This is a genomic window from Micromonospora echinaurantiaca, assembly GCF_900090235.1.
In the GTDB taxonomy this organism is placed as follows: domain Bacteria; phylum Actinomycetota; class Actinomycetes; order Mycobacteriales; family Micromonosporaceae; genus Micromonospora; species Micromonospora echinaurantiaca.
In genome coordinates this window covers 4254503-4277017 of the sequence record NZ_LT607750.1, presented here as the reverse complement: position 1 = coordinate 4277017, position 22515 = coordinate 4254503, and the positions used below count along the sequence as shown (strand labels likewise).

General features: G+C 74.8%; 19 protein-coding genes. 5 read left to right on the top strand and 14 right to left on the bottom strand.

The genetic code is table 11. The features are described from left to right. Positions 1–15: 15 nt before the first annotated feature. Together GA0070609_RS19220 and GA0070609_RS19215 are read right to left on the bottom strand one after the other, a co-directional pair. Positions 16–378: a hypothetical protein gene (locus tag GA0070609_RS19220; protein ID WP_088997832.1), complete on the bottom strand. Its 363-nt coding sequence runs from the start codon at positions 376–378 to the stop codon at positions 16–18. Between the two features lie 168 nt (positions 379–546). Further along, entirely contained in the window at positions 547–1176 is a 630-nt protein-coding gene (locus GA0070609_RS19215) for a hypothetical protein (RefSeq protein WP_088995069.1), read from the bottom strand. 243 nt (positions 1177–1419) lie between these two features. Here GA0070609_RS19215 and GA0070609_RS33655 point away from each other — a divergent pair, with 243 nt between their 5' ends. Further along, the gene (locus tag GA0070609_RS33655) at positions 1420–1590 is read left to right on the top strand and encodes a hypothetical protein (RefSeq protein ID WP_172899368.1); all 171 of its coding nucleotides are present in this window, start codon (positions 1420–1422) and stop codon (positions 1588–1590) included. A 106-nt stretch (positions 1591–1696) separates the two neighbouring features. Here GA0070609_RS33655 and GA0070609_RS19210 read toward each other — a convergent pair whose 3' ends face one another. The 11 genes from GA0070609_RS19210 to GA0070609_RS19160 all read right to left on the bottom strand — a co-directional run bounded on the left by GA0070609_RS19210 (position 1697) and on the right by GA0070609_RS19160 (position 14493). Beyond that, on the bottom strand, positions 1697–2560 hold the full coding sequence (locus tag GA0070609_RS19210) for an alpha/beta hydrolase family protein (RefSeq protein ID WP_088995068.1): 864 nt from the start codon (positions 2558–2560) through the stop codon (positions 1697–1699). A gap of 9 nt (positions 2561–2569) precedes the next feature. Further along, a complete protein-coding gene (locus GA0070609_RS19205) occupies positions 2570–3574 on the bottom strand; it encodes a glycosyltransferase family 9 protein (RefSeq protein WP_088995067.1) in 1005 nt (334 codons plus the stop codon). Then, a complete protein-coding gene (locus tag GA0070609_RS19200) occupies positions 3571–4266 on the bottom strand; it encodes an SDR family oxidoreductase (RefSeq protein ID WP_408630605.1) in 696 nt (231 codons plus the stop codon). The genes GA0070609_RS19205 and GA0070609_RS19200 overlap by 4 nt, the downstream gene beginning before the upstream one ends. Continuing rightward, positions 4263–5672 carry a PfkB family carbohydrate kinase gene (locus GA0070609_RS19195; protein ID WP_088995065.1) on the bottom strand — a complete coding sequence of 470 codons (1410 nt, stop codon included), beginning with the start codon at positions 5670–5672 and terminating at the stop codon, positions 4263–4265. The genes GA0070609_RS19200 and GA0070609_RS19195 overlap by 4 nt, the downstream gene beginning before the upstream one ends. Then, entirely contained in the window at positions 5669–6466 is a 798-nt protein-coding gene (locus GA0070609_RS19190) for a D-sedoheptulose-7-phosphate isomerase (RefSeq protein WP_088995064.1), read from the bottom strand. Before GA0070609_RS19190 ends, GA0070609_RS19195 begins: the two co-directional genes overlap by 4 nt. After that, positions 6466–7683 carry a glycosyltransferase gene (locus GA0070609_RS19185; protein WP_088995063.1) on the bottom strand — a complete coding sequence of 406 codons (1218 nt, stop codon included), beginning with the start codon at positions 7681–7683 and terminating at the stop codon, positions 6466–6468. Before GA0070609_RS19185 ends, GA0070609_RS19190 begins: the two co-directional genes overlap by 1 nt. Continuing rightward, a complete protein-coding gene (locus GA0070609_RS19180; protein WP_088995062.1) occupies positions 7668–8654 on the bottom strand; it encodes a glycosyltransferase in 987 nt (328 codons plus the stop codon). The genes GA0070609_RS19185 and GA0070609_RS19180 overlap by 16 nt, the downstream gene beginning before the upstream one ends. A gap of 56 nt (positions 8655–8710) precedes the next feature. Then, on the bottom strand, positions 8711–10366 hold the full coding sequence (locus GA0070609_RS19175) for an HAD-IIIA family hydrolase (protein ID WP_231928895.1): 1656 nt from the start codon (positions 10364–10366) through the stop codon (positions 8711–8713). A 35-nt stretch (positions 10367–10401) separates the two neighbouring features. Next, on the bottom strand, positions 10402–11403 hold the full coding sequence (locus GA0070609_RS19170) for a glycosyltransferase family 2 protein (protein ID WP_088995060.1): 1002 nt from the start codon (positions 11401–11403) through the stop codon (positions 10402–10404). Further along, positions 11400–13052 carry a carbamoyltransferase family protein gene (locus GA0070609_RS19165; protein ID WP_088995059.1) on the bottom strand — a complete coding sequence of 551 codons (1653 nt, stop codon included), beginning with the start codon at positions 13050–13052 and terminating at the stop codon, positions 11400–11402. Before GA0070609_RS19165 ends, GA0070609_RS19170 begins: the two co-directional genes overlap by 4 nt. Positions 13053–13212: 160 nt before the next feature. Beyond that, positions 13213–14493, bottom strand: coding sequence for a globin domain-containing protein (locus GA0070609_RS19160; protein ID WP_408630673.1), 1281 nt, complete (start codon positions 14491–14493; stop codon positions 13213–13215). A gap of 102 nt (positions 14494–14595) precedes the next feature. On the opposite strand from GA0070609_RS19160, the gene GA0070609_RS19155 reads away from it, so the two are divergent. Next, the gene (locus tag GA0070609_RS19155; protein WP_088995057.1) at positions 14596–15129 is read left to right on the top strand and encodes an RrF2 family transcriptional regulator; all 534 of its coding nucleotides are present in this window, start codon (positions 14596–14598) and stop codon (positions 15127–15129) included. Between the two features lie 215 nt (positions 15130–15344). Here GA0070609_RS19155 and GA0070609_RS19150 read toward each other — a convergent pair whose 3' ends face one another. Further along, positions 15345–16604, bottom strand: a complete 1260-nt coding sequence (locus GA0070609_RS19150) for an SGNH/GDSL hydrolase family protein (protein WP_088995056.1) — start codon at positions 16602–16604, stop codon at positions 15345–15347. A 99-nt stretch (positions 16605–16703) separates the two neighbouring features. On the opposite strand from GA0070609_RS19150, the gene GA0070609_RS19145 reads away from it, so the two are divergent. From GA0070609_RS19145 to GA0070609_RS19135, 3 genes are all read left to right on the top strand, one after another. After that, a complete protein-coding gene (locus GA0070609_RS19145) occupies positions 16704–17432 on the top strand; it encodes a nucleoside/nucleotide kinase family protein (protein ID WP_088995055.1) in 729 nt (242 codons plus the stop codon). Positions 17433–17899: 467 nt separating this feature from the next. After that, positions 17900–19957, top strand: a complete 2058-nt coding sequence (locus tag GA0070609_RS19140) for a DNA gyrase/topoisomerase IV subunit B (RefSeq protein ID WP_088997831.1) — start codon at positions 17900–17902, stop codon at positions 19955–19957. A 32-nt stretch (positions 19958–19989) separates the two neighbouring features. Next, entirely contained in the window at positions 19990–22479 is a 2490-nt protein-coding gene (locus tag GA0070609_RS19135) for a DNA gyrase/topoisomerase IV subunit A (protein ID WP_088995054.1), read from the top strand. The last annotated feature ends 36 nt before the right edge of the window (positions 22480–22515 follow it).

Sequence of the window (22515 nt, the reverse complement as noted above, 5' to 3'; positions counted from 1 at the left end):
CAGGGTGACCGCTGCCTACGAGTGGCGCCGGCCCTGCGTCCGGAAGGCGTCCTCGGTCCGCTCCCCGATGTCCGCGTCGTCGGGGAAGGAGCGGCGCGACGGCGCCGGATCCGGTGGGGCGCCCGGCCCCGCCTCGGCCGTCCGGGTCGGCTCGACCGGGCCGAACCCGTGCCGGCCGCGGGTGCCGGACGGCCCGGCCGGCTGGCCCGCGCGGCGCTCGCCGCGCCGTCCCTCCGGTACGGCGGTCTCCTCGCTGCCCTCGTCCATCGGGTCGTGCTCGCCGGCGCCCCAGGGTGGTTCCGCGTCGAACCCGTCGGTGGTCTTCCACGGGGTGGTCACGTCCCGTCCGTCGCCGCCCCGTCCGTCTGCTGGTGCCATGCTCACCTCGCTGGTCGCTCCGCCGCTACCGGCGCGGATTGCCCGTCCCGGCCCCGGTCATGCCCCGCGTTCCGGATGGCTCGCCGGCGCGGACCGGCGTCCGGACACGCCGGCCGGCGCCCCGCCGTCGAGGAGTCGGCGGGACGCCGTGCGTTCGTGTCACCGGCGTCAGCGGCGGGAGGACATCGGCATCCGCTTGCCGAGCGCGGTCAACGCCGCCATCTTGCCCATCGCCCTGGGCGAGCCCATCGCGCCGACCCGGTTCAGCATCCCGCGGAACACCTCGCCGGGCTTCTGCTGCTCGCTCATGTACGCCGTGACCACGATCAGCGCGCCGGTCAGTGCCGGTACCGCCCACTGGAGCGCCTTCATCTGGCGCTGGGCGGACGCCACGTTCGCCGGCGTCTGGTGGTTCGGCTCGGTGATCCCGTCCACCGGCGGGCTGCCGGCCTTCTCGAGCTTCATGCCGAGCAACCGGCTGTAGCCGGTGACCGCGAGGGCGCTCACCGTCAGCGCGGTCTTGAGCGTGCTGGCCCGGCCGACCCCCGTCTGGGCCATCACCCGGGGGCTTTCCGTCACCAGCTCGCCGACGGCGCCCGCGAGGTGGGCGCCGATCGCGGCGGCGTTGACCGGGGTCCACCGGGACCAGCCCGCCGAGGCCACCGGAAGCCGCTGGGTCGAGTCACTGATCTGTGCCGCTCCGCCGTTGACGCCGAACGCTCCCATCAGGGAGCCCCCGAACCAGGCCGCCAAGCCCAGATCGTGCATCGAGCGCAGTGCGGTGTGCCGTTCGGACATCTGATCCCCTTCCACCGTGTCGGGCGTCGCGGCATACCCACCACCAGGGCCGCTAATCCCGAGCGTCATCAGACGGGACGCACCGGAAGCGGAGCCGGGCGGACATCGGGGAGCCGCAGGGACGACCGCGTCGGGTCCGGCCCGCCCGGACGCCCCGGGGGGCGGTCCACCGGCGGCCGGAGGAGTCGGCCGGGCGGCGGCGGGTAGTTCTTGACCGACGCAGCCGAGGGAGAGGGGAAGCGGATGTCGCAGCCGGACGAGAGCCGGGAGAAGACCCCGAAGACCGATGCGGTCCTGATGCATCCGGACAACGACCCGCGCAAAACCACCGCGCAGGTCCCGCCGCCGGCCGAGCACGGCGAGACCCGGGTGGAGCGCGACGGCCGGATGGTGCCGGTCGACCAGGAGGAGTGACCCGGCGGCAGCACCCGCGGCAGAGCCGGTAGCCGAGTGGGCAGCCCCGGGGGCGGCGCACGCCCGGAGGCCGTGCCGGCCAGGGCGGTGACCAGGCGCGCGCCGGTCAGCGGGCCGGCAGGCCGGCGGTGAAGGCGGCCACCCGGGCGGCCAGCGGGGTCGCGGCGCGGACCCAGGTGAAGTGGTCCAGCGGGGCACCCGCCTCGGCCACCGTGTAGCGCTCCCGCGTCACGGGTGCGGCGACCAGCTTGGCGCAGAGCGCGTCCATCGTCCCGTGCGGGGTGTACTGGTCGTCGTCCACGCTGACCGCGAGCACCGGGGTGCGCACCGCCCGCACCGCCGTCTCGGCGTCCGCCCCGTCCAGCCGGGGGAAACGGCCGGTCCGCGCGGTGTGCGCCCAGTCCCGGATCACCCCGCGCGCCTGCCGGCCGCCGAAGCCCCAGCCCGGCCAGACGCCGAGCAGCCGGGCCGTCGCGGCGATGCCCTGGGTGTACGGCAGCACCCCGAACCGCCGCCTGCCGGGGTAGGACCGCCAGTACGGGATGCCGACCGCGACCAGGGCCAGGCCGTCGACGGCGTCCGTGCCGTGCAGGGCAAGGTGCAGCAGGCTCACCTGCCCGCCGAGCGAGTGCCCGAGCAGCACCGTCCGGCGGCCGTCCAGCCGGGGTTTGAGGGCCGCCAGCACCGCGCCCACGTCGGTGGCCAGCTCGGCGTAGCCGTAGCGGCAGGCGCGGCTGGGTCGGGGCGTGCTCTCCCCGGTGCCGCGCAGGTCGGCCACCACCACCGCCAGGCCGGCGGCGCGCAGCGCGACGGCGAACGGGCGGTAGTAGCGGGCCCGTACTCCCATGGCCGGCCAGATCACCACCACCGGCGCCGCCGGCACGCCCGCCGGCTCCGGGTAGACCTGGATGCCGATCCGGGCGCCGTCGACCTCGACGAACTCCTGCGCGTACTCCGCCGTCGCGTTCACCGGCTCAGGTTACCTGCCGGTAGCTAGTGGGCCGTTCACCACCGCCTCGCCAGGCCGGATCCTCCTACCGTGCGGCAGCAGGGCGGGCCGGTGCCGCTGCACCCGGTCCACCGCGGCGAGGACCTGTGGCACGTCGAGTGCGGCCAGCGCGGGGTGCGGCGCGGCGTCGTCCGCCGCCGTCCGGGCCTGCGGCCCGGCCCAGAGCGCCTGGTGCCAGGGCCGGTCCGCCGGTGGCCCCCACTGCGCCGGGGCCACCGGGCCGAACAGCAGGACAGACGGGGTGCGGTAGGCGGTGGCGAGATGTCCGATGCCGGTGTCACCGCTGACCACCAGCCGGGCGTACGCGACCAGGGCGGCGAGGTCGCCGAGGTCGGTCTCGCCGGCGAGCACCGCGTCGTCGGGCAGCCCGGCGAGCCGGGCCACCGCCGCGGCGATCGGGCGTTCCGCGCGGCTGCCGGTGACCACCACCCGGTGCCCCCGTCCGGTCAGTTCCCGGGCCACCCGGGCGAAGCGGGCCGGTGGCCAGCGGCGCTGCGCCGCCTTCGCCCCGGGATGCACGATGCTCACCCCGGTCGGGATTCCGTCCGGGGTGGGGCGGCGCAGTTCGAGGTTGGTGCGGTCGGTGGGGATGTCGTACCAGGTCAGGAGGTGGCACCAGCGGTCGATTTCGTGGTCGTGGTCGCGCCAGGCGGGGCCGTCGTGGTGTCCGGCGTCGGGGTTGGTGTAGGCGAGCAGTCGGCGTGGTCGGGTGGTGGCGAGCATGCGGTGGGACTGGGGTCCGCGGCCGTGCAGGTTGACGGCGATGTCGGGGGGTGGGCCGGTCCAGGTGAGGGGGTCGAGGCCGGGGGTGTGGAGGTGGTGGTCGATGCCGCCGATCAGCTCGACCAGTGGGGCCAGCCAGCCCGGTGCGGCGAGGGTCACCTCGTGGTCGGGGTGGTGGGTGCGCAGGGCGCGGAGGGCGGGTGTGGCGGTGGCGAGGTCGCCGACGCCGAGGGCGCGGAGGGTGAGGATCACGGGTAGCTGGTTTCTTGGTCGGCGCAGACGATCATTTCGCGGATGGCGCAGCCGGCGGGTTGGGTGAGGGCGAACATGATGGCGTTGGCGGTGTCGGCGGGGTCGTTGAGGTGGGCGTCGGGGCCGGGTTGGTAGGTGGGGTCGCGGTCGTCGAAGAAGGCGGTGCGCATGCCGCCGGGGATGAGCAGGGTGACGCTGATGGTGCCGGCGAGTTCGGCGGCGAGGGCGCGGGTGAAGCCGACGACGCCGAACTTGGCGGCGCAGTAGGCGGTGGCGTCGCTGACGGCCTTGATGCCGAGGGTGGAGGCGACGGTGACGATGGTGCCGCGGGAGGCCTGCAGGAACGGCAGCGCGGCGCGGACCACTGCGGCGGTGGCGAGCAGGTCGACGGTGACGATCCGGTCCCAGGTCTCGCCGGGGACGTCGGCGAGTTTGCCGGGGACGTCGATACCGGCCGCGGTGACCACCGCGTCCAGGCCACCGGAGCGTTCGGCCAACTGGCGGGTGGCGGCCTCGGCGGCCCGGGTGTCGGCCAGGTCGCACTCCACCCACGGCACCCCGTCCGCCGGCGGCCGCCGGTCCAGCACGTACGGCCGGCCGCCGGCCTTGGCCACGGCCGTCACCACCGCCGCGCCGAGTCCGCTCGACCCGCCGGTGACCAGGATCGCCGCTCCGTTCATGTCCCTGCTCATGCCGCTCCCTTGATGAGGTTCCCGCCGCGCCGACGCGCGGCGGCGATCGTCGCCGTGGTGGACCGGCCGGCCAGGTAGGGCACCGTGACGACCCGGCCGCCCCAGCTGCTGACCAGTTCCGCCTCGGGCAGTTCGGGCGCCCCGTCGCCGGCGTAGTCGCCGCCCTTGACCCAGACGTCCGGGCGTAGCCGGGACAGCGCCGCGTGCGGGGTGGACTCGTCGAAGACCACCACCGCGTCGACGCAGTCCAGCGCGGCCAGGATCCGCGCCCGGTCGGCCTCGGGGTTGACCGGCCGCTCCGGTCCCTTCAACCGGCGGACACCGGCGTCCGAGTTGAGGCAGACCACCAACGCGTCGCCGAGCCGGCGGGCCGCCTGGAGGGTGGCCACGTGCCCGGCGTGCAGGATGTCGAAGCAGCCGCCGGTGGCCACCAGCGTGCCCCCGTCGGCGCGTACCCGCGCGGCCAACTCCTCGGCCGGTCCCGACCGGTGGGGCCGGGCCGGCGGGGCGTCCCGGTGCAGTCCGGCCGCGCCGCCGGCCGCCACGTACGCCGACGCGGCGGCGACCGCCTCGGTGACCGCTTCGGAGATCACCGCCCCGCCGGCCAGCGCGGTGGCCGCGGCGGCGGCGAACCGGTCCCCGGCGCCGCAGGTGTCCTCGACGTCGTCCGCCCCGGACGGCGCCGGCACCACCAGCGGGCTGCTGCCGGAGTGGCAGAGCACCGCCCCGTCCGCGCCCATGGTCACCGCGACCGCGCCAACCCGCCACCGCCGGCGCAGCTCGTGGCCGGCGCGGGTGGCGGTGGAGAGCGGATCGCCGGCGCCGGCGTCACCGGTGAGCTGGCGCAGCTCGGCCAGGTTCGGGGTGGCCAGCCGGGTGCCGGCGACCGCCGCCGTGCCGCGCGGGTGCGGGTCCCAGACCACCGGCGCGGACGCCTCGGCGAGCGCGGCGCGCAGAGTCGGTTGCCGCAGCAGCCCGCGCCCGTAGTCGCTGGCCAGGATGGCGCCGGCGGTGGCGATCACCGCGCGGGCCGCCTCGGGCGGTTCGGCGCAGGGCCCCGGCTCGCCGCCCCGGTCCAGGCGCAGCAGCGTCTGGTCACCGGCGCGCAGCCGGATCTTCTCCGGCGTCGCGCCCGGCGTCCGGAGCGGGTAGAGCCGGACCCCGGCGGCGGTGAGCAGTTCGGCGAGGCGGGCGCCCGCCGGGTCGTCGGCGAGCGCGGTGACCAGCGCCACCTCGGTGCCCTGGGCGGCGGCGAGCAGCGCCGCGAGACCGGCGCCGCCGGGCCGGTCGACGGCCGACCGCTCGTCCAGCACCGGCACCGGCGCGTCCGGGCAGACCCGGGTGACGGCGCCGGCCACGTCCCGGTCGAGCAGGCTGTCGCCGACCACCACCAGCGGGCCGCTCACGACGTCGCCCCGTCGCGGCGGGCGCGCCCGTTCGGCCCGTGCCCATTGGCGGCGTGCCCGTTCGGGCCGTGGCCGTTGGGTCCGTGCCCGTTCGGGCCGTGGCCCTTCGGGCCGCCGGGCGCGTGGGTGCCGCTGGCGGTGAGCGCCGGCCCGTCCGTGCCGAACGGGCCGCCGAGCCCGACCGTCCGCCCGCCGGTGGACACCCGCGGCAGGTCCCGGACCAGGGGCAGCGCCTGCTCGACGTACTCGCAGAGCAGGTGGGTGGAGACGAGGTGGAGTTCCTGGACGACCTGGCTGTCGGGTGAGGGGACGGCGAGGACGTCGTCGCAGAGGTCGGCGAGGGGGTTGGGGGTGGGGCCGGTGAAGGCCCAGCAGCGTAGGCCGGTGTCGTGGGCGGCGTGGGCGGCGGTGAGGAGGTTGGTGCTGGTGCCGCTGGTGGTCAGCAGGAGGAGGATGTCGTCGGGTCGGCCGTGGGCGCGGACTTGGCGGGCGAAGATTTCGTCGTAGCCGTAGTCGTTGCCGATGGCGGTGAGGGCGCTGGTTTCGGCGTGCAGGGCGATGGCGGACAGGGGTTGGCGGTCGTCGTGGAGTTTGCCGACGAGTTCGGCGGTGAGGTGTTGGGCTTCGGCGGCGCTGCCGCCGTTGCCGGCCACCAGCAGCCGACCGCCGCGCCCGAGCGTCCAGGCCAGCTCGGTGCCCCAGCCGGCGAGCCGCTCGGCCGCCTGCCGGTACGGCAGCAGGGCGGCCGCCAGGTGGGCCAGGTGACTGTCCAGGGTGGAGAGCGGCCGCGTCATCAGGCCACCGCCGGAGTGGCCCGGCCGACCGAGCTGACCGCGGCGTAGACCGCGCTCAACTGCTCGGCGCAGCGCTTCCAGGAGTAGCGGCTGCGGATCCGGTCCAGCGCCGCCGTGGTGTACGCGAAGCGGCGGACCTGGTCGGCGAGGAGCCGGCGGATCGCGGCGCCCAGCGCCCGTGGGTCGCGGGGTGGCACCAGGTCGCCGGTGAGCCCGTCGACCACCGTGTCGGCGATGCCGCCCACCCGGGTGCCGATCACCGGCACCCCGCAGGCCATTCCCTCCAGCGGGGTGAGCCCGAACGGCTCGTACCAGGGGGCGGCCACCAGCACGTCGGCCGACCGGTACCAGCGGCCCATCTCCTCCCGGGGCACCGCGCCGACCAGGCGGACCCGGTCGGCCACCCCGCAGGACTCGGCCAACGCGCCCAGCCGGCGGGCGAACGCGTCGGCGGGCAGCAGGTCGGCGGGCGGACCGCCGACCACCACGCACTCCGCGTCGGGCGCCGCGGGCAGCGCCCGGACCACCTCCTGGAAGCCCTTGCGCTCCACCATCCGGCCGACGGTGAGGATCCGCGGCCGGGCCGGGTCGCGCGGGGCCACCGGCCCGTCGGGGCGGAACACCTCCTGGTTGACCCCGGACGGCACCAGGGCCATCCGGGACCGCGGCACTCCCAGCCGGACCAGCTCGCCGACCTCGTCCTGGCACTGCACGATCACCCGGTCAGCGGCCCGGCCGAGCGCCCGCTCGAAGCCGATCCGCCCTGGTGGGCTGGTGTCCCGCGCGCCCTGGTGCCGCCGCTTCACCGTGCCGAGCGCGTGGTACGTCAGCACCACCGGCACCCCGGTCCGCCGGGCGGCGTGCAGGGTGGCCAGGCCACTCATCCAGAAGTGCGCGTGCGCGACGTCGGGGCTCCAGTCCCCGTCCCGCCACTGCCCGGCCAGCCAGCGGCCGAACTCGCCCATGTGCGGCAGCAGCTCGTCCTTCGGCACCCTCAGGGCCGGGCCGGCCGGCACGTGGCAGACCCGGTACCCGTCCAACGTGGAGACGGTGTCCGGCAGGCTGGGGGAGTCCCGGCGGGTGTACACGCGGACGTCATGGCCCTCGCCGACCAGCGCGGCGGCCAGCTCCGCGACGTGCGTGTTCTGGCCACCGGCGTCCTCCTCCCCGAGAACGGCGAGTGGGCTGGCGTGCTCCGAGATCATCGCGATCCGCATGTTTCCTCCTCCATCAGCCGGTCCCAGTCAGCCAGGAACCGATCCAGCCCGAAGCGTTCCTTCGCCACCTCGCGACCCCGTGCGCCCAACCGGGCGGCCGCGTCGCGGTCCGTCGTCAGCCACCGGGCCGCCTCGACGAGCGTGTCCACCCGGGTGGAGAGCACCCCCGCGTCGGTTGGAACGGCGTCCACCGCCTCGGTGGTGGCCAGCGCGACGACCGGCATGCCGATCGCCATCGCCTCGATCAGGCTCAGCCCGAGCGAGGTCCACCGGCACAGGTGCAGGTACGCGCGCCGCCGGGCGACCTCGGCGTGCATCCGGTCCTGCGGCAGGTCGTCGTGCCCGGTCACCGGCAGCCCGTCCGGCGCGCCGGCGCGGGCCAGCGCCTCGGGCAGGCCGGCGACCCCCATCCCGAAGACGTCCAACGGCGCCACCCGCGCGAACCGGGGCATCAGGTCGGTGCCGGTGACCCGCCAGCGGCGCACCGGCTCGTTGGTCACCACCGCCAGCCGGTCCAACTCGCCGCTCCACTCGTACCGGGGCGGCAGGATGCCGTGCTCCACCACCGCGGTGCGCGTCCCAGCGGTGTCCCAGAACAGCTCGTTGAAGTGCGTGACGTGGGCGATGAGCAGGTCGTCCCGGCCGGCCATGGGATGGCGGGTGTTCGGCACGTCCCCCTTGGGGGTGTTGTGTTCGACGTAGATGGCGGGCAGGTCGTGGCCGGGGCGGCGGCCGAGCCATTGGGTGGCGAGGTCGAGTTCCTCGGGGCGTTGCAGGATGACCAGGTCGACGTCGGTGGTGGCGAGGTGGTCGGGGGTGACCTCGACGGCGGTGTCGGGCCAGGGGTAGGTGCGGGCGCGGCCGAGGCCGTAGGGGCCGCGGTCGGGGGTGACCGGGATCAGGTAGTGGTGCTTGCCGTGCACGAAGGAGGTGGTCCAGGAGCCGTGCACGTGCCAGAGCAGGACGTTCATGCCACTCCTCAAACGGGCGTCGCGGCGGTGGGCGGACGGGGACCGTGCGGCGGCGCTCAGGTGGGAACCGGGGGACCGAGGACGCGGACGGCGGCGACCACCTCGGTCGGGTCGACGTCGCCGAGGCAGGGGTGGCCGGGGACCGGGCAGCGGGCGGCCCGGGTGTCCCGGCAGGCGGCGGTGGCGTCGCCGAGCCGGACGGTGGGCACCCGCCACGGGCCCCACTGTCCGAACGGGACGGTCGGTGCGAAGAGGCTCACCACCGGCGTGCCGACGGCTGCCGCGAGGTGGGCCGGCCCGGTGTTGCCGACCACCAGGCAGCGGGCCCCGGCGAGCACCCGGGCCAGGCCGGCGAGGTCGAACCGCCCGCCGAGGTCCACGGCGCCGGCGGCGGCGACCCGGGCGGTCAGGTCGCTCTCGTCCGGCCCGCCGGTGACCACCACCCGGTGACCCGCCGCGAGCAGCGCGGCCACGATCTCGGTGTGGCGCTCCGGGTCGGCGGCGCGGGCCGGCACCGACGCGCCGGGATGCACCACCACGTAGCCCGGTTCGGCCAGCGCCGGGTGCCCGGCGGGCACCGGGTCCGCGGCGGCGGCGAGGACCTCCGGGCGGAGGCGGAGGGTGGGTTCGTCGTCGGTGAGGGCGTAACCCGCGGCGGCGGCGAGGGAGAGCGCGCGTTCCGGTTCGGGTATCCCGACCGGGACCCGGTGTCGGATGTCGAGGAGGCTGCCGGGGTAGTCGTCGCTGATCGCGGCGATCCGTGGCACGCCGGCCATGCGTAGCAGCAGGGCCAGGGGCAGCGGGGACTGATGGAAACTGGTGAAGATCACCGCCTCGTCCGCGCCGACGGCCGCCAGCCGACCGACCAACTCCCGCATGGCGGTGGGGTCGACCGGGTCGGGAGTGGCCTCGATCCAGGGCAGCGGATGCTCGATGATCTCGTCGACCCCGGGCAGCAGGTCCGCCGCCGCGCGTCCGCGGGGCCCGCACAGCAGCACCACCCGGTCCGCGCCGGCCGCGACCGCCCGGATCCCCGGCCCGGTGACCAGCACATCACCAGCGGAATCCGACCGCACCACCAGCACCGTCCGCCCACGCCCCGACCGACCCGCCCCACCCACGCTCACCACGGAGGACGACTCCCGATACCCGGCCGGGTCGACCGCGGCCTGCCGGGACAGGATCAACTCCACCGCCGCCGGCAGATCCACCGCCACCTGCGGCGCCGCCGCCACCTCCTCCGGCCGCGTCACCGGCGTCGGCACGAGAATGCCCGACGCCCCCGCCGCCAACGCCGCCGAGATGTCCCGCCCGATGTCCCCGACCACCACACACCGCGCCGGCGTCGTCCCCAACTCCCGCGCCGCCGCCCACACCAACCCCGGCAACGGCTTGCGACACCCACACCCGTCACCATCATCATGCGGACACACCAACCACGCGTCGAACGACCCCACCAACGCCTCGACCCGCGCATGCACCGCCCGCATCTGCGCCTCGGTGAAGAACCCCCGCGCCAACCCCGACTGGTTCGTCACCACCGCCAACCGCAAACCCGCCGCCCGCAACCGATCCAACGCCACCCGCGCCCCCGGCACCGGCCGCACCTTCTCCGGATCACCGTTGAACGGCACGTCCTCCACCAACGTGCCGTCCCGATCCAGCAACACCGCGTCGAAGAGGCGGTGACCTGCACTGATCGCGGTGTCCATGTCGGAGCAGTTGCCCGGGGCGGGAGAGGTAAACATCAACTGCCCGCTCCGGGACACTCACCACGGCTGTGCCACCACCCGCGTAGCCAGTGGATCACGGCCAGTGGCGGGATCACCGCACTGGTCGCCAGCATGGTGGCGACCTCGCCGGGGGTACGCGGTCCGGGGGCGATCCGGGCCCGGGCGAACTCGGCGGTGCCGGCCAGCCAGCCGAGGGCGCCGGCGGTGGCGAGCGCACCGAGCGCGGTCCGGGGTGCTCCGCCGGTCGCGACACGCAGTCCGGTCGCCACCAGGGCGAGCGCGCCCGACGCGGTGACCGTCACGTGCCGGTGCCGCCGCCCGGGCGGCAGTCGCAGGTCGGTACGCCAGTAGGGGCCGTAGAGCCGGCGCAGCAGGGCGTCGTCGGCGTTGCCCCGCTGGGTCCGCAGGCTCACCCAGCGGCTCTCCGGGCGTACCGGATGGGTCACCGACCGCCCACCGCGGACCAGCTCCCAGCCGGCGCGGCGCACCCGGTGGGCCAGCTCGGCGTCCTCCCGGTAGGCGCGCGGGAACCGTTCGTCGAACCCGCCGGCGTCGGCCAGCGCCGCCCGGCGGTACGCCATGTCGGCGGTGATCCAGTCCCCCTCGGCCAGGCCGGCGGTGACCCGTTCCCAGTCGGTCGGCCGGCGGTGCGCCGGCAGCGGCACCCGGACCCCGCCCTGCACCCCACCGACCAGGTCACCGACGACCAGGTCGGCGAGCAGCCGCCGGCACCAGTCGGCGGCCGGCACGACGTCGTCGTCGAGGAAGACGATCCAGGGGGAGCGGGCGGCGCGCCAGCCGAGGTTGCGGGCCGCCGCCGGCCCGGTGCCGGGCCCGGTCAGCACCTTGGTGTACGTGGCCAGCGCCCCCGGCACCGACAGCTCGCCGGTGCTCTCGCGGCGGTCGTCGACCAGCAGGATCTCCGGGTCGGGCAGCTCGCCCACCTGGCCGGCGAGCGTGTCGAGCAGCACGGCGAGGCTGGGCCGGCCGAGCGTCGGCACCACGATGCTGATCACCGGCCACCGCCGAGGCTGCCGCGGCGGACCGCGAACGGGCCGATGGCCAGCAGCTCCACCGGTGCGGAACCGAACAGCTCCATCGCCTCGCGGGGAGTGTCGACCATCGGGCGGCCGGCGGTGTTCAGCGAGGTGTTCACCACCACCGGCAGGCCGGTCAGCCGGTCGAACTCGGCGAGCAGCTCGGCGACCAGCGGTTCGGTGTCGGCGTGCACGGTCTGCACCCGGGCGGTGCCGTCGACGTGGGTGACCGCCGGGATGCGGTCCCGCCAGTCGGGCCGCACCCGATGCACGAAGAGCATGTACGGGCTGGGGTAGACGCCCTCGAAGATCTCCGCGAAGCGTTCCGCGCGGACCATCGGGGCGACCGGGCGGAACTGCTCGCGGCCCTTGACGTCGTTGAGCCGGGCGGTGGTGGCCGGGTCACCGGGGTGGGCCAGCAGCGACCGGTGCCCGAGGGCGCGGGGGCCGTACTCGCTGCGCCCCTGGAACCAGGCGACCACCCCGTTGCCGGCCAGCACCCGGGCCGCCTCGGCGGCGATCGAGTCCGGCCGGGTGTACGGCAGCGCGGCGCGCCGCAGCTCCGCCTCCAGTTCGCCGTCCGACCAGCCCCGACCGAGGCCGGCGCCAGCCATCGGGGTGGTCCGGTCGCCGAGGTCGCGGGCGACGTGCAGGGCGGCGCCCAACGCGGTGCCCGCGTCGCCGGCGGCCGGCTGCACCCACACGTCCCGGTACGGCCCCTCGGCGGCGATCCGGGCGTTGGCCACGCAGTTCAGCGCCACCCCGCCGGCCATGGCCAGGGTGGACGCCCCGCCCGAGGCGTCGTGCAGCCAGCGGACCAGGTCGAGGATCACCTCCTCCAGCCGGGCCTGCACGCTGGCGGCCAGGTCGGCGTGGTCGCCGGTCATCTCCCCGTCGGCGGTGCGGGCCTTGGCCAGGCTGCCCCAGTCGATCGGCTCGATGGTGAAGCCGCCCTCCGGGGTGGCCCGCACCAGCTCGCGCAGCGCGCCGAGGTGTCGCGGCTCGCCGTACGAGGCCAGCGCCATCACCTTGTACTCGTCGCTGGAGTGCAGGAAGCCCAGGTGCCGGGTGAGGTCCTCGTAGAGCAGGCCGAGGGAGTGCGGCAGCTGCTGGGCGTACAGCGGGCGCAGCAGCCCGTCGGTGTAGACGCCGGCGAGGTGGCTGGCCACCTCGCCGCGCCCGTCGAGGACGAGCACGGCGGTGTCGTCGCCGGCCGCCGGGGCGGCCAACCCGGCCGAGGCGGCGTGCGCCACGTGGTGCGGGACGAACCGCACCCTGGCCGGGTCGAGACCGGGCAGGGCGGCGGCCAGGAACTGCGGTGCGCGCTGGGCGTACTCGACGCGCAGCCAGTCCCACGGGTCGGCCCGTCCCAGGCTCTCGGCCGGGCGGCACAGCCCGGGGTCGAACGAGTAGGCCACGGCGTCGAGGTCGTCGACGGCCAGACCGGCGCTGGCCAGGCACCAGGCGGCGGCGAGTTCCGGCAGCTCCCACGCCGAGAAGGCGACCGGACGCTTGCCGTGCTTGCGGCGGCTGAACCGTTCCTCTTCGGCGGCAGCCACCACCCTGCCGTCGACCACCAGGGCGGCCGCCGGATCGTGGAAGATCGCGTTGATGCCAAGGACCCGCATGGAGAAGGTCCCTACCCTCGGCTTCTCCCCCTAACCTCTAGATCATCGACTTCTCCTGACGCGCCGCTCAGTTCGGAGGCGGAGGCCGGGCGGGGCGCCGGGGCGGTGCGTCGCCCCGGCACCCCTGGGCCGCTCCGTCCCTCGTGGACGGATCGGGTGGTCAGGCCCGCTCGTCGCGGAGCATGCCCGGGCCGAACACCTCGTAGGCGATCCGCTCGACCGGGACGCCGCGGCGCAGCAGGCCACCGCGGACCACGTTCATGAACGGCAGCGGCCCACACAGGTGCACGTGCGCGTCGGGGGAGACCGGGATCAGCTCCGGGTCGACCAGGCCACCGGCCACCTCGGCGGTCGGCCCGGCCAGGTCGGCGTCGCTGACCTCCTCGTACCACAGGGTGGTGCGCAGGTTGGGCAGCGCGGCGTGCAGCCGCGGCAGCTCGCCGCGGAAGGCGTGCGCGGTGCCGGCCCGGTCGGCGTGCACCAGCGTCACTGGGCGCTGCGGCTCGGTGGCCGCCAGGTGCTCCAGCGCGGCCATCGCCGGGGTGAGCCCGATGCCCGCGCTGACCAGCAGCAGCGGTCCGGACCCGGCGACCGCGCTGACCTCGCCGAACGGCGGGCTGAGCCGGAGGGTGTCGCCGACGGTCACCTGCTGGTGCAGGAAGGTGGAGACCATGCCGTCGGGGACGCCGTCGGTGCCGCGTACCCGCTTGACGGTGATCCGCCAGTGGTCGGCGCCAGGACGGCCGGAGAGGCTGTACTGCCGGATCTGCTGGCCACGCCCACCGTCCAGGTCGACCGCGACCGACGTGTACTGGCCGGGGGTGAAGGTGGGCACCGCGCCGCCGTCGACCGGCACCACGGCGAACGAGACGACGTCGGGGGTCTCCCGGACCTTGTCGGCCACCCGCCAGTCGCGCCACACCGACTCACCCTCGGCCAGGCCGGCGAGGGTGTAGAGACGCGCCTCCCGGGCGATCAGCTCGCAGGCCAGCAGCCAGTAGACCTCGTCCCAGGCCGCCGCGACCGCCGGGGTGACCGCGTCGCCCAGCACCTCGCCGACGGCGGCGAGCAGGTGCCGACCGACGATCGTGTACTGGGTGGCGGTGATGCCCAGCGAGGCGTGCTTGTGCGCGATCCGGTCCAGGATCGGCCCCCACGGCACCTTGGAACCGCCGGTCAGGTGCCCGGCGTACGCCACCACCGCGCCGGCCAGCGCCGCCTGCTGCGCCCCGGTGGCCTGGTTGCCCCGGTTGAACAGGTCCAGCAGTTCCGGGTGCGCGTCGAACATCCGCCGGTAGAACCGGTGGGTGATCGCCTCCCCGTGCGCCTGGACGGCGGGCAGGGTCGCCGTCACCACTGCTGCTGAGGACTCGGTGAGCACGAGTTGTCTCCTTCTCCGATGAGCCGTTCGGGCCCGGCCAGCTAAACAAGCAGTTGAGATACCTCTTCAGGGCCGAAGGTCCCGGGTCGCTGGTCGCCCGGATCACACTCCCGGCCCGGCCGGCCGTGGCCGGCGTCGGCGGCGCTGGCTAGGGTCGGGTGGGTGAGGCTCAACCGGTCGACCGACATGGCGCTGCGGATCGCCATGGCCGCCGCCGCGGCGGGGCGCCGAACGACGGTGGACGAGCTGGCCGGGCAGTTGGCGCTGCCGCGCAACCACGTGGCGAAGCTGGTCCAGCGGTTGCAGCGGCTCGGCGTGCTGGTCACCATCCGGGGCCGGTCCGGCGGGGTGGCGTTCGCCGAGGGCGGCGGGCAGCTCACCGTGGGGCAGGTCGTCCGGGCGTTCGAGGGCGAGGACGAGGTGGTCGGCTGCGACGCGCCGCCCTGCCCGCTGCGGGCGGCCTGCCAGCTGCGCGCCGAGCTGCGCCGCGCCCAGCAGGCCTTCCTCGCCGTGCTCGACGGCGTACGCCTCGACGACCTCGTCACCGGGCCGGCCGGCCCGATCCTGCTCGCCCTCGGCGCGCCACCGGCCGCGCCCGTCGACCCGGCACCGGCCGCGCCGGTCGCGCCGGTCGCCCCGCGGTCGGCCGGCACCGTCCCGGCGGCGTGCGCCGCGGCCGAGGCAGCCGAGCGGTAGGTCGTCCCGGCAAGCGATCTCCCGACCGGCAGCGCCGGCGGGGCCGGCGTCCCGGCGGACCGCACAGGTGGCGCCGCCCCTCGGCCGGGCGCCCGGTCGAGCCGCCAACCGCGCGCGGTCCGCCGCTCCACCCGGCGGACGCCCGCACGGACGAGGCCCCGCCGAGCGGCGGGGCCTCGTCGTTGCCGCGCCTGCGGGCCCAGGCGCGGCGGGGGTCAGGAGACGGTGATCGACCCGTTGCTCGCGCGGACGCAGGCCACCGCGCGGGCGCTGGTGGCGGCGGCGCCGCCCAGGCACTGCCCGAGCACCTGGTGCCCGGCCGCGTTCGGGTGCCACGACTCCTGACAGGTCTGGAAGTACGACACGCAGGTGTTGGCGATCCGCTGGATGGCGATCTTGTCCTTGCCGGCCAGGCTGGTGACGAAGACGCCGTTCGGCGGGGAGTCCTGGAGCCGGATCGGGGTGGCCAGCGCGCCGGTCGGGCTGGCCGCCGACTCGCAGAGCCGGGCGCCGTCGAAGGCCCGCTGCACGTTGAGGTAGACCAGGTCGGCGCCGGGGAACTCGGCGGCCAGGGTGTCCCGGGTGGACCGCACCAGGGTGCCGAGGCCCTGCGAGAAGCGGTGGCCGGGCAGCAGGCTGGCCCGGTGGATCGGGCAGCCGGCCGCGTACCGCTCGGCGCCGAGGGCGCGGAACTTGTCCCGGGTGTCGTCCCGGCTGTCCTCCGAGTGGAACGTCGGGTCGAGGTCGAACGGCAACGGGTTGGTGTAGTCCTGGAACACCACCCGGTGCTGCCCGTCGGCGTCGATCTCGCGCAGGGTGGCCAGCAGCTGGCGTACGGCCGTGGTGGTCTCCGCGGTCGCGGCGCTCCACTGCGCGGCGGTGGCCAGGTCGGCGTCCGTGCACGGCTCCTGCTCGACCGGCCCGCCCAGGTACGCCCAGAACTCCCACCAGCCGGTCCAGGCGTCCGCGATGAACCGGTTGGCGCACTTCTCGGCGACGTCACCGAAGGTGAACGAGCTGTTGTTGGAACCGAGCCCGAGCAGCACCAGGTCGATGTCGTGGGTACGCCCGACCGCGCGGAGCTGGTCGAGCTGCGCGGCCACCTGCCGGCCGTTCGCCCGGGCCGAGGAGGTGGTGGCGATGTCGTGCGGCTGGCCGCCGGAGCAGGCGAGGTTGAACCGGTCCTGGATGCCCGGCAGGGTGGCCCGGTGCAGCGAGGCGTTCGCCGAGCGGTGGCAGAAGAACGCGTTGCTGTTCGGCGCGGTCCAGCCGGGGAAGCCCTGCGCGACGCCGTTGACGTCGACCACGGGGGCGTACGCGCCGGCGCCCTCGCCGCTGATGAAGCTGTCGCCGAGCGCGACGGCCGCGGTGGGCAGGGCCGCCGAGGCGGGCGCGGGCGGCGCCACGGCGGTGGCGAGCGCCGCCGTGGCGGCGGCCAGCGCGACCGCGACGACGGTACGACGGAACCTGGACATGGGTCCCCCATCCAACGATCGAAATATGAAAGATTCTCCGAGGGCGCGATCAGATCACCTCGGTGTGACAGCCGTCAATGGCGGTAGCATGATCATTCGATGAGCGTTCCGTCAGCCCCGGTGCACCGTTCGGTCTCGACCTGGCAGCAGCCCGTACCGGCGTCGACCACCGCCGAGCGGGCCGCCCTGCTCGACCGGATCGCCGGCCGGATCCTCGCCCTCGGGCCCGGGCGGCTGCGGGTCGGCGTGGACGGCCTGACCGCCGCCGGGAAGACGACCTTCGCCCACGAGCTGGCGGTACGGATCAGCGCGGCCGGCCGGCCGGTGCTCCGGGCCAGCCTGGACGACTTCAAGCGCCCCTGGCGGGAGCGGCACCGCTACGACCGCGAGTCGGGGCCGGGGTACTACCGCAACGCCTTCGACTGCGCGGCGATCCGCCGGCTGCTGCTGGAACCGGCCGGGGCGTCCGGCTCGGGTCGCTGCGTGCTGTGCCTGATCGACCCGCTCACCCAGCTCGACCACTCCTCGCTGGTCACCACCGCCGGGCCGGACGCGGTGACGATCGTCGACGGCGTGTTCGCGTTCCGGCCCGAGCTGGACGACCTGTGGGAGCACCGGATCTGGCTGGACGTGCCGGCCGAGCTGTCGGTGCGACGGGGGGTGGACCGGGACGCCGGGCGGACCGGCGCGGCGGAGGCGGAGGCGCTGCACCGCGACCGCTACCTCGCCGCGCACCGGCACTACCTGGCCGATGCGGACCCGTTGCCCCGGGTGGACGTGATCGTCGACAACGCCGACGTCGACCGCCCCCGGCTGCGGCGCGGCTGACCGCCGCCCCAGCCGATCGGGGGTGGCACCGGGGCATCGGGTGGAACGCGGCGCGGCACGCGCCCGGTGGTCGGTCGGGTGCCGCCTGTCTCCGGCGTCCCCGGCCGGGTGCCGCGGCCGGTCCGTGCCGCCTGGGCCGCCCGTCGGGCGTCGCGGTCGACCTGTGCCGGCCGTCCCGGCCATCCGGTGCGTCCGGTCCGGGGCGTTTCGCGGCTGGCCGCCGGCCGGGGCGGAATCCGGTCGGGGCCGCCGGTGTTGCACCCGCCGGAGCACCGATGCGTTGCGGCCCCGCCCCGGACGACGTTTCCGGGCGTTCCGGCCGGACCGCGCCCCCGCCTGCCGGCGGGTCGCGCGGGGTGCCACGGCGTTGTCGGAGCAGCGGGCTAGGCTCGCTCCGGCGCGACGCGACGGGGGCGACGTTCGCCGGTGAGCGGCACCACACCGCCGAGACCTGGGAGTACGACCAGTTGACCGCAGAGCCTGAGACCCTGTACGGGGCCGACGACCTCACGCACCTCGAGGGGCTGGACGCCGTCCGCAAGCGGCCCGGCATGTACATCGGCTCCACCGACAGCCGTGGCGTGGGTCACCTCGTCAACGAGATTCTCGACAACGCCACCGACGAGGGTGTCGCCGGTCACGCCCGCAAGGTCGAGGTGACGCTGCACGCCGACGGCTCGGTGCAGGTCGACGACGACGGCCGGGGCATCCCCACCGACGTGCACGCCCGCTCCGGCCTCTCCGGCGTCGAGCTGGTACTCACCCGACTGCACGCCGGCGGCAAGTTCGGCGGCTCCGGCTACAAGACCTCCGGCGGCCTGCACGGCGTGGGCGCCTCGGCGGTCAACGCGCTCTCCCGCCGGTTCGACGTCACGGTCCGCCGGGGCGGCAAGGTCCACGCGATGTCGTTCCGGCACGGCGTGCCGGGGATCTTCGACGGCGATGGGCCGGACGCGCCGTTCACCGCCGGCCCGGGGCTCCAGGTCGTCGGCGCGATGAAGCGCGGCCAGCGCACCGGCACCTCCATCCGCTACTGGCACGACCCCCGCTACTTCGAGACCGGCGCGGCCCTGGACGCCGAGGCCGTGCGGATGAAGCTGCGCAACACCGCCTTCCTGGTCCCCGGGGTGAGCTACCTGCTGCGCGACCACACCGGCGCGGAGTCGACCGAGGAGCGCTTCCACTTCCCCAACGGGCTGACCGACATGGTGGAGTTCCTCGCCCCGGCCGGCGACCGCCCGGTCTCCGGCACCCTGCTGGTCACCGGCGAGGGCAGCTACCGGGAGAACGCCGCCGACGCCAACGGCGTGATGCAGTCCAACGTCCAGCGCCGGGCCGAGATCGAGGTGGCCTTCCGCTGGGGCACCGGCTACGAGCGCACCGTCGAGTGCTTCACCAACACCATCCGCAACGCGCACGGCGGCACCCACCGCAAGGGCTTCGAGCGCGCCCTGGCGCGTACCCTCGCCGACGCCGTCCGCAACGCCCGGGGCCTGCTCAAGGCCAAGGAGGATCCGCCCACCCTGGACGACGTCCTGGAGGGGATGACCGCGGTGGTGCACGTGCGGATCCCCGAGCCGCAGTTCACCTCGCAGACCAAGGACGAACTCTCCACCGCCGGCATCACCAAGGTGATCCAGTCGCTGGTCGAGCAGCACCTGAAGGCCTGGCTGGAAGACCGGAAGACGAAGACCGAGGCGCGTACGGTCCTGCAGAAGATCGTCGACGCGGCCCGGGTGCGGCTGACCCAGAAGCAGCAGAAGGACGCCGCGCGGCGCAAGACCGCCCTGGAGGGCGCGTCGATGCCGGCCAAGCTGGTCGACTGCCGCGCCGCGGGGATCGAGCGCAGCGAGCTGTTCATCGTGGAGGGTGACAGCGCGCTGGGCACCGGCCGCCTCGCCCGGTCCGCCGAGTACCAGGCCCTGCTGCCCATCCGGGGCAAGATCCTCAACGTGCAGAAGGCCAACCTCCAGCAGGTGCTCGACAACGCCGAGTGCGCTGCCATCGTGCAGGTGCTCGGCGCCGGCTCCGGGCGTACCTTCGACCTGCCCGCCATGCGCTACGGCCGCGTGCTGATCATGGCGGACGCCGACGTGGACGGCGCGCACATCCGGACGCTGCTGATCACGCTCTTCGCCCGCTACATGCGGCCGCTGATCGAGGCCGGCCGGCTCTACGCCGCGATGCCGCCCCTGCACAAGATCACCACCAAGGGGCGCAACCCGGAGACGTTCTACACCTACACCCAGGCCGAGATGGCGGCGACGGTCCGCCGGCTGGAGAAGGCCGGCAAGCAGATCGTCACCCCGATCCCGCGGTTCAAGGGTCTCGGCGAGATGGACGCCGACGAGTTGTGGGAGACCACCATGAACCCGGCCACCCGGTCGGTCCGCCGGATCACCCTCGACGACGTGGACGCCGCCGAGCGGATCCTTGAGCTGCTGATGGGGGAGAAGGTCGAGCCGCGCCGCAACTGGCTGATCGACTCGGCCGACCTGGTCGACCGAGAGGCGATCGACGCATGAGCACCGGGTTCGTTCGAGGGGAAAGCTGACTCATGGCACGCCGCAAGGAAGACCGCGCCAAGGTGGACCTGTCCGCCTTCGACCAGGCCGGCGCTCGGGTCATCGACAACTCGCTGGTCGCCGAGGTCTCCGACTCCTACCTGGAGTACGCCTTCTCGGTGATCCACTCCCGCGCCCTGCCGGACGCCCGCGACGGCCTCAAGCCGGTGCACCGGCGCATCCTCTGGTCGATGTACGACTCCGGGTTCCGCCCGGACCGGGCGCATGTCAAGTCCGCTCGGGTGGTCGGCGACGTGATGGGTCGCTACCACCCGCACGGGGATACGGCAATCTACGACGCGATGGTCCGGCTGGCCCAGGACTTCTCCCTGAACGTGCCGCTCATCGACGGGCACGGCAACTTTGGATCTCCAGACGACGGACCGGCCGCGGCGCGTTACACCGAGTGTCGGTTGTCCCGCGAGGCGATGCTGCTCGTCGGCGAGCTGGGCGAGGACACCGTCGACGTCGAGCCGAACTACGACGGCTCGCTGACCCAGCCCACCGTGCTGCCCGCCGCCTTCCCCAACCTGCTGGTCAACGGCGCGTCCGGGATCGCGGTCGGGATGGCGACGAACATGATCCCGCACAACCTCGGCGAGGTGGTCCAGGCCGCCCGCTGGCTGATCAACCACCCGGACGCCACGCTCGACAAGCTGATGGAGTTCGTGCCCGGCCCCGACCTGCCCACCGGCGGCCTGCTGCTCGGCCTGGACGAGGTGCGCCGGGCGTACGAGACCGGGCGCGGCGTGGTGCGGATGCGCGGCAAGGTGGAGATCGGCCCGCTGGAGGGCAGCCGGGGCCGGCAGGCGATCACCGTGGTCGAGCTGCCGTACGGCGTGGGCGCCGAGAAGGTCATCGCGGCGATCACCAACGAGGTCACCAAGACCAAGCGGCTCACCGGCATCGCCGACGTCAAGGACCTCACCGACCGGGAGAGCGGCACCCGGCTGGTCATCGAGTGCAAGGTCGGCGTGAACCCGCAGGCCCTGCTCGCCGACCTCTACCGGCTCACCCCGTTGGAGCAGTCCTTCGGCGTCAACAACCTGGTGCTGGTCGACGGGCAGCCGCGGACCCTCGGGCTGAAGGCGCTGCTGGAGGTCTTCCTGGCGCACCGCTACGAGGTGGTGACCCGGCGCAGCTCGTACCGGCGGCGCAAGCGCGAGGAGCGGCTGCACCTGGTCGACGGGCTGCTGATCGCGCTGCTCGACATCGACAAGGTGGTCAAGCTGATCCGGGCCAGCGAGGACGCGCAGGCGGCCAAGGACGGGCTGATGCAGAAGTTCAAGCTCTCCGAGATCCAGGCGACCTACATCCTGGACACTCCGCTGCGCCGGCTGACCAAGTACGACCGGATCGAGCTGGAGGCCGAGCAGGAGAAGCTGCGCGCCGAGATCGCCGAGCTGTCCCGGATCCTCGACGACCCGAAGGTGCTCAGGAAGCTCGTCTCCGACGAGTTGGCCGCGGTGGTGAAACAGTTCGGCACCGCCCGGCGTACCACCCTGGTCGACGGCGACCTCAAGGAGGTGCTGGCCGCGTCCGCGCCGGCGGGTCCGCTGGAGGTGGCCGACGATCCGTGCCAGGTGATCCTCTCCGCGACCGGGCTGGTCGCCCGGACCGCTGCCGAGTCGGAGGAGGCCGCCGAGGGGCGGCGGCGGCACGGCCGGGTCAAGCACGACGCGGTACGCGCCGTCGTGCATACCACGGCCCGAGGCCGGGTGCTGCTGGTGACCAGCGCCGGCCGGGCGTTCAAGATCGATGTGCTGCCGCTGCCGGTGCTGCCCGAGCAGGCCGGCACGGTGTCGCTGCGCGGCGGCATGTCGGCCGCCGAGCTGGTGCCGCTGGCGGCCGGCGAGACGGTGGTCGGCCTGGCGCCGCTCGGCCCGACCGCCGAGGGCTCGCCGGGGCTGGCACTGGGCACCCGGCAGGGCGTGGTGAAGGTCTGCGCGCCGGACTGGCCGGTCCGCTCGGACGAGTTCGAGGTGATCGGGCTGCGCGAGGGCGACGAGGTGGTGGGCGCGACCTGGCTCACCGACGGGGCCGAGACGCTCACCTTCGTCACCTCGGAGGCGTCGCTGCTGCGCTTCTCCGCCGGGCTGGTGCGCCCGCAGGGCCTCAAGGGTGGCGGCATGGCCGGCATCAACCTGCCGGCCGGCGCTCGGGTGGTGTTCTTCGGCGCGGTCCGCACCGACGACCCGAAGCACGGTGAGCCGATGGTGGTCACCTCCACCGGCGCCACGGTGAAGGTGACGCCGTTCAAGGCGTACCCGGCGAAGGGGCGGGCGACCGGCGGGGTGCGCGCCCAGCGGTTCCTCAAGGGCGAGACCGACGTGGTGGTCGCCTGGGTCGGCCCGCGCCCGGTGGGCGCCACCGTCAACGGCGAGCCGGTCGAGTTGCCGGCGGCCGACCCGCGCCGTGACGGCTCCGGCTTCGCCGTCATGCTCGGCCCCACCGTCATCGGCCACCAGATCGAGCGCGACTGACCCCGCCGGGGGTGGGCCCACCCACACCGCCCCCAC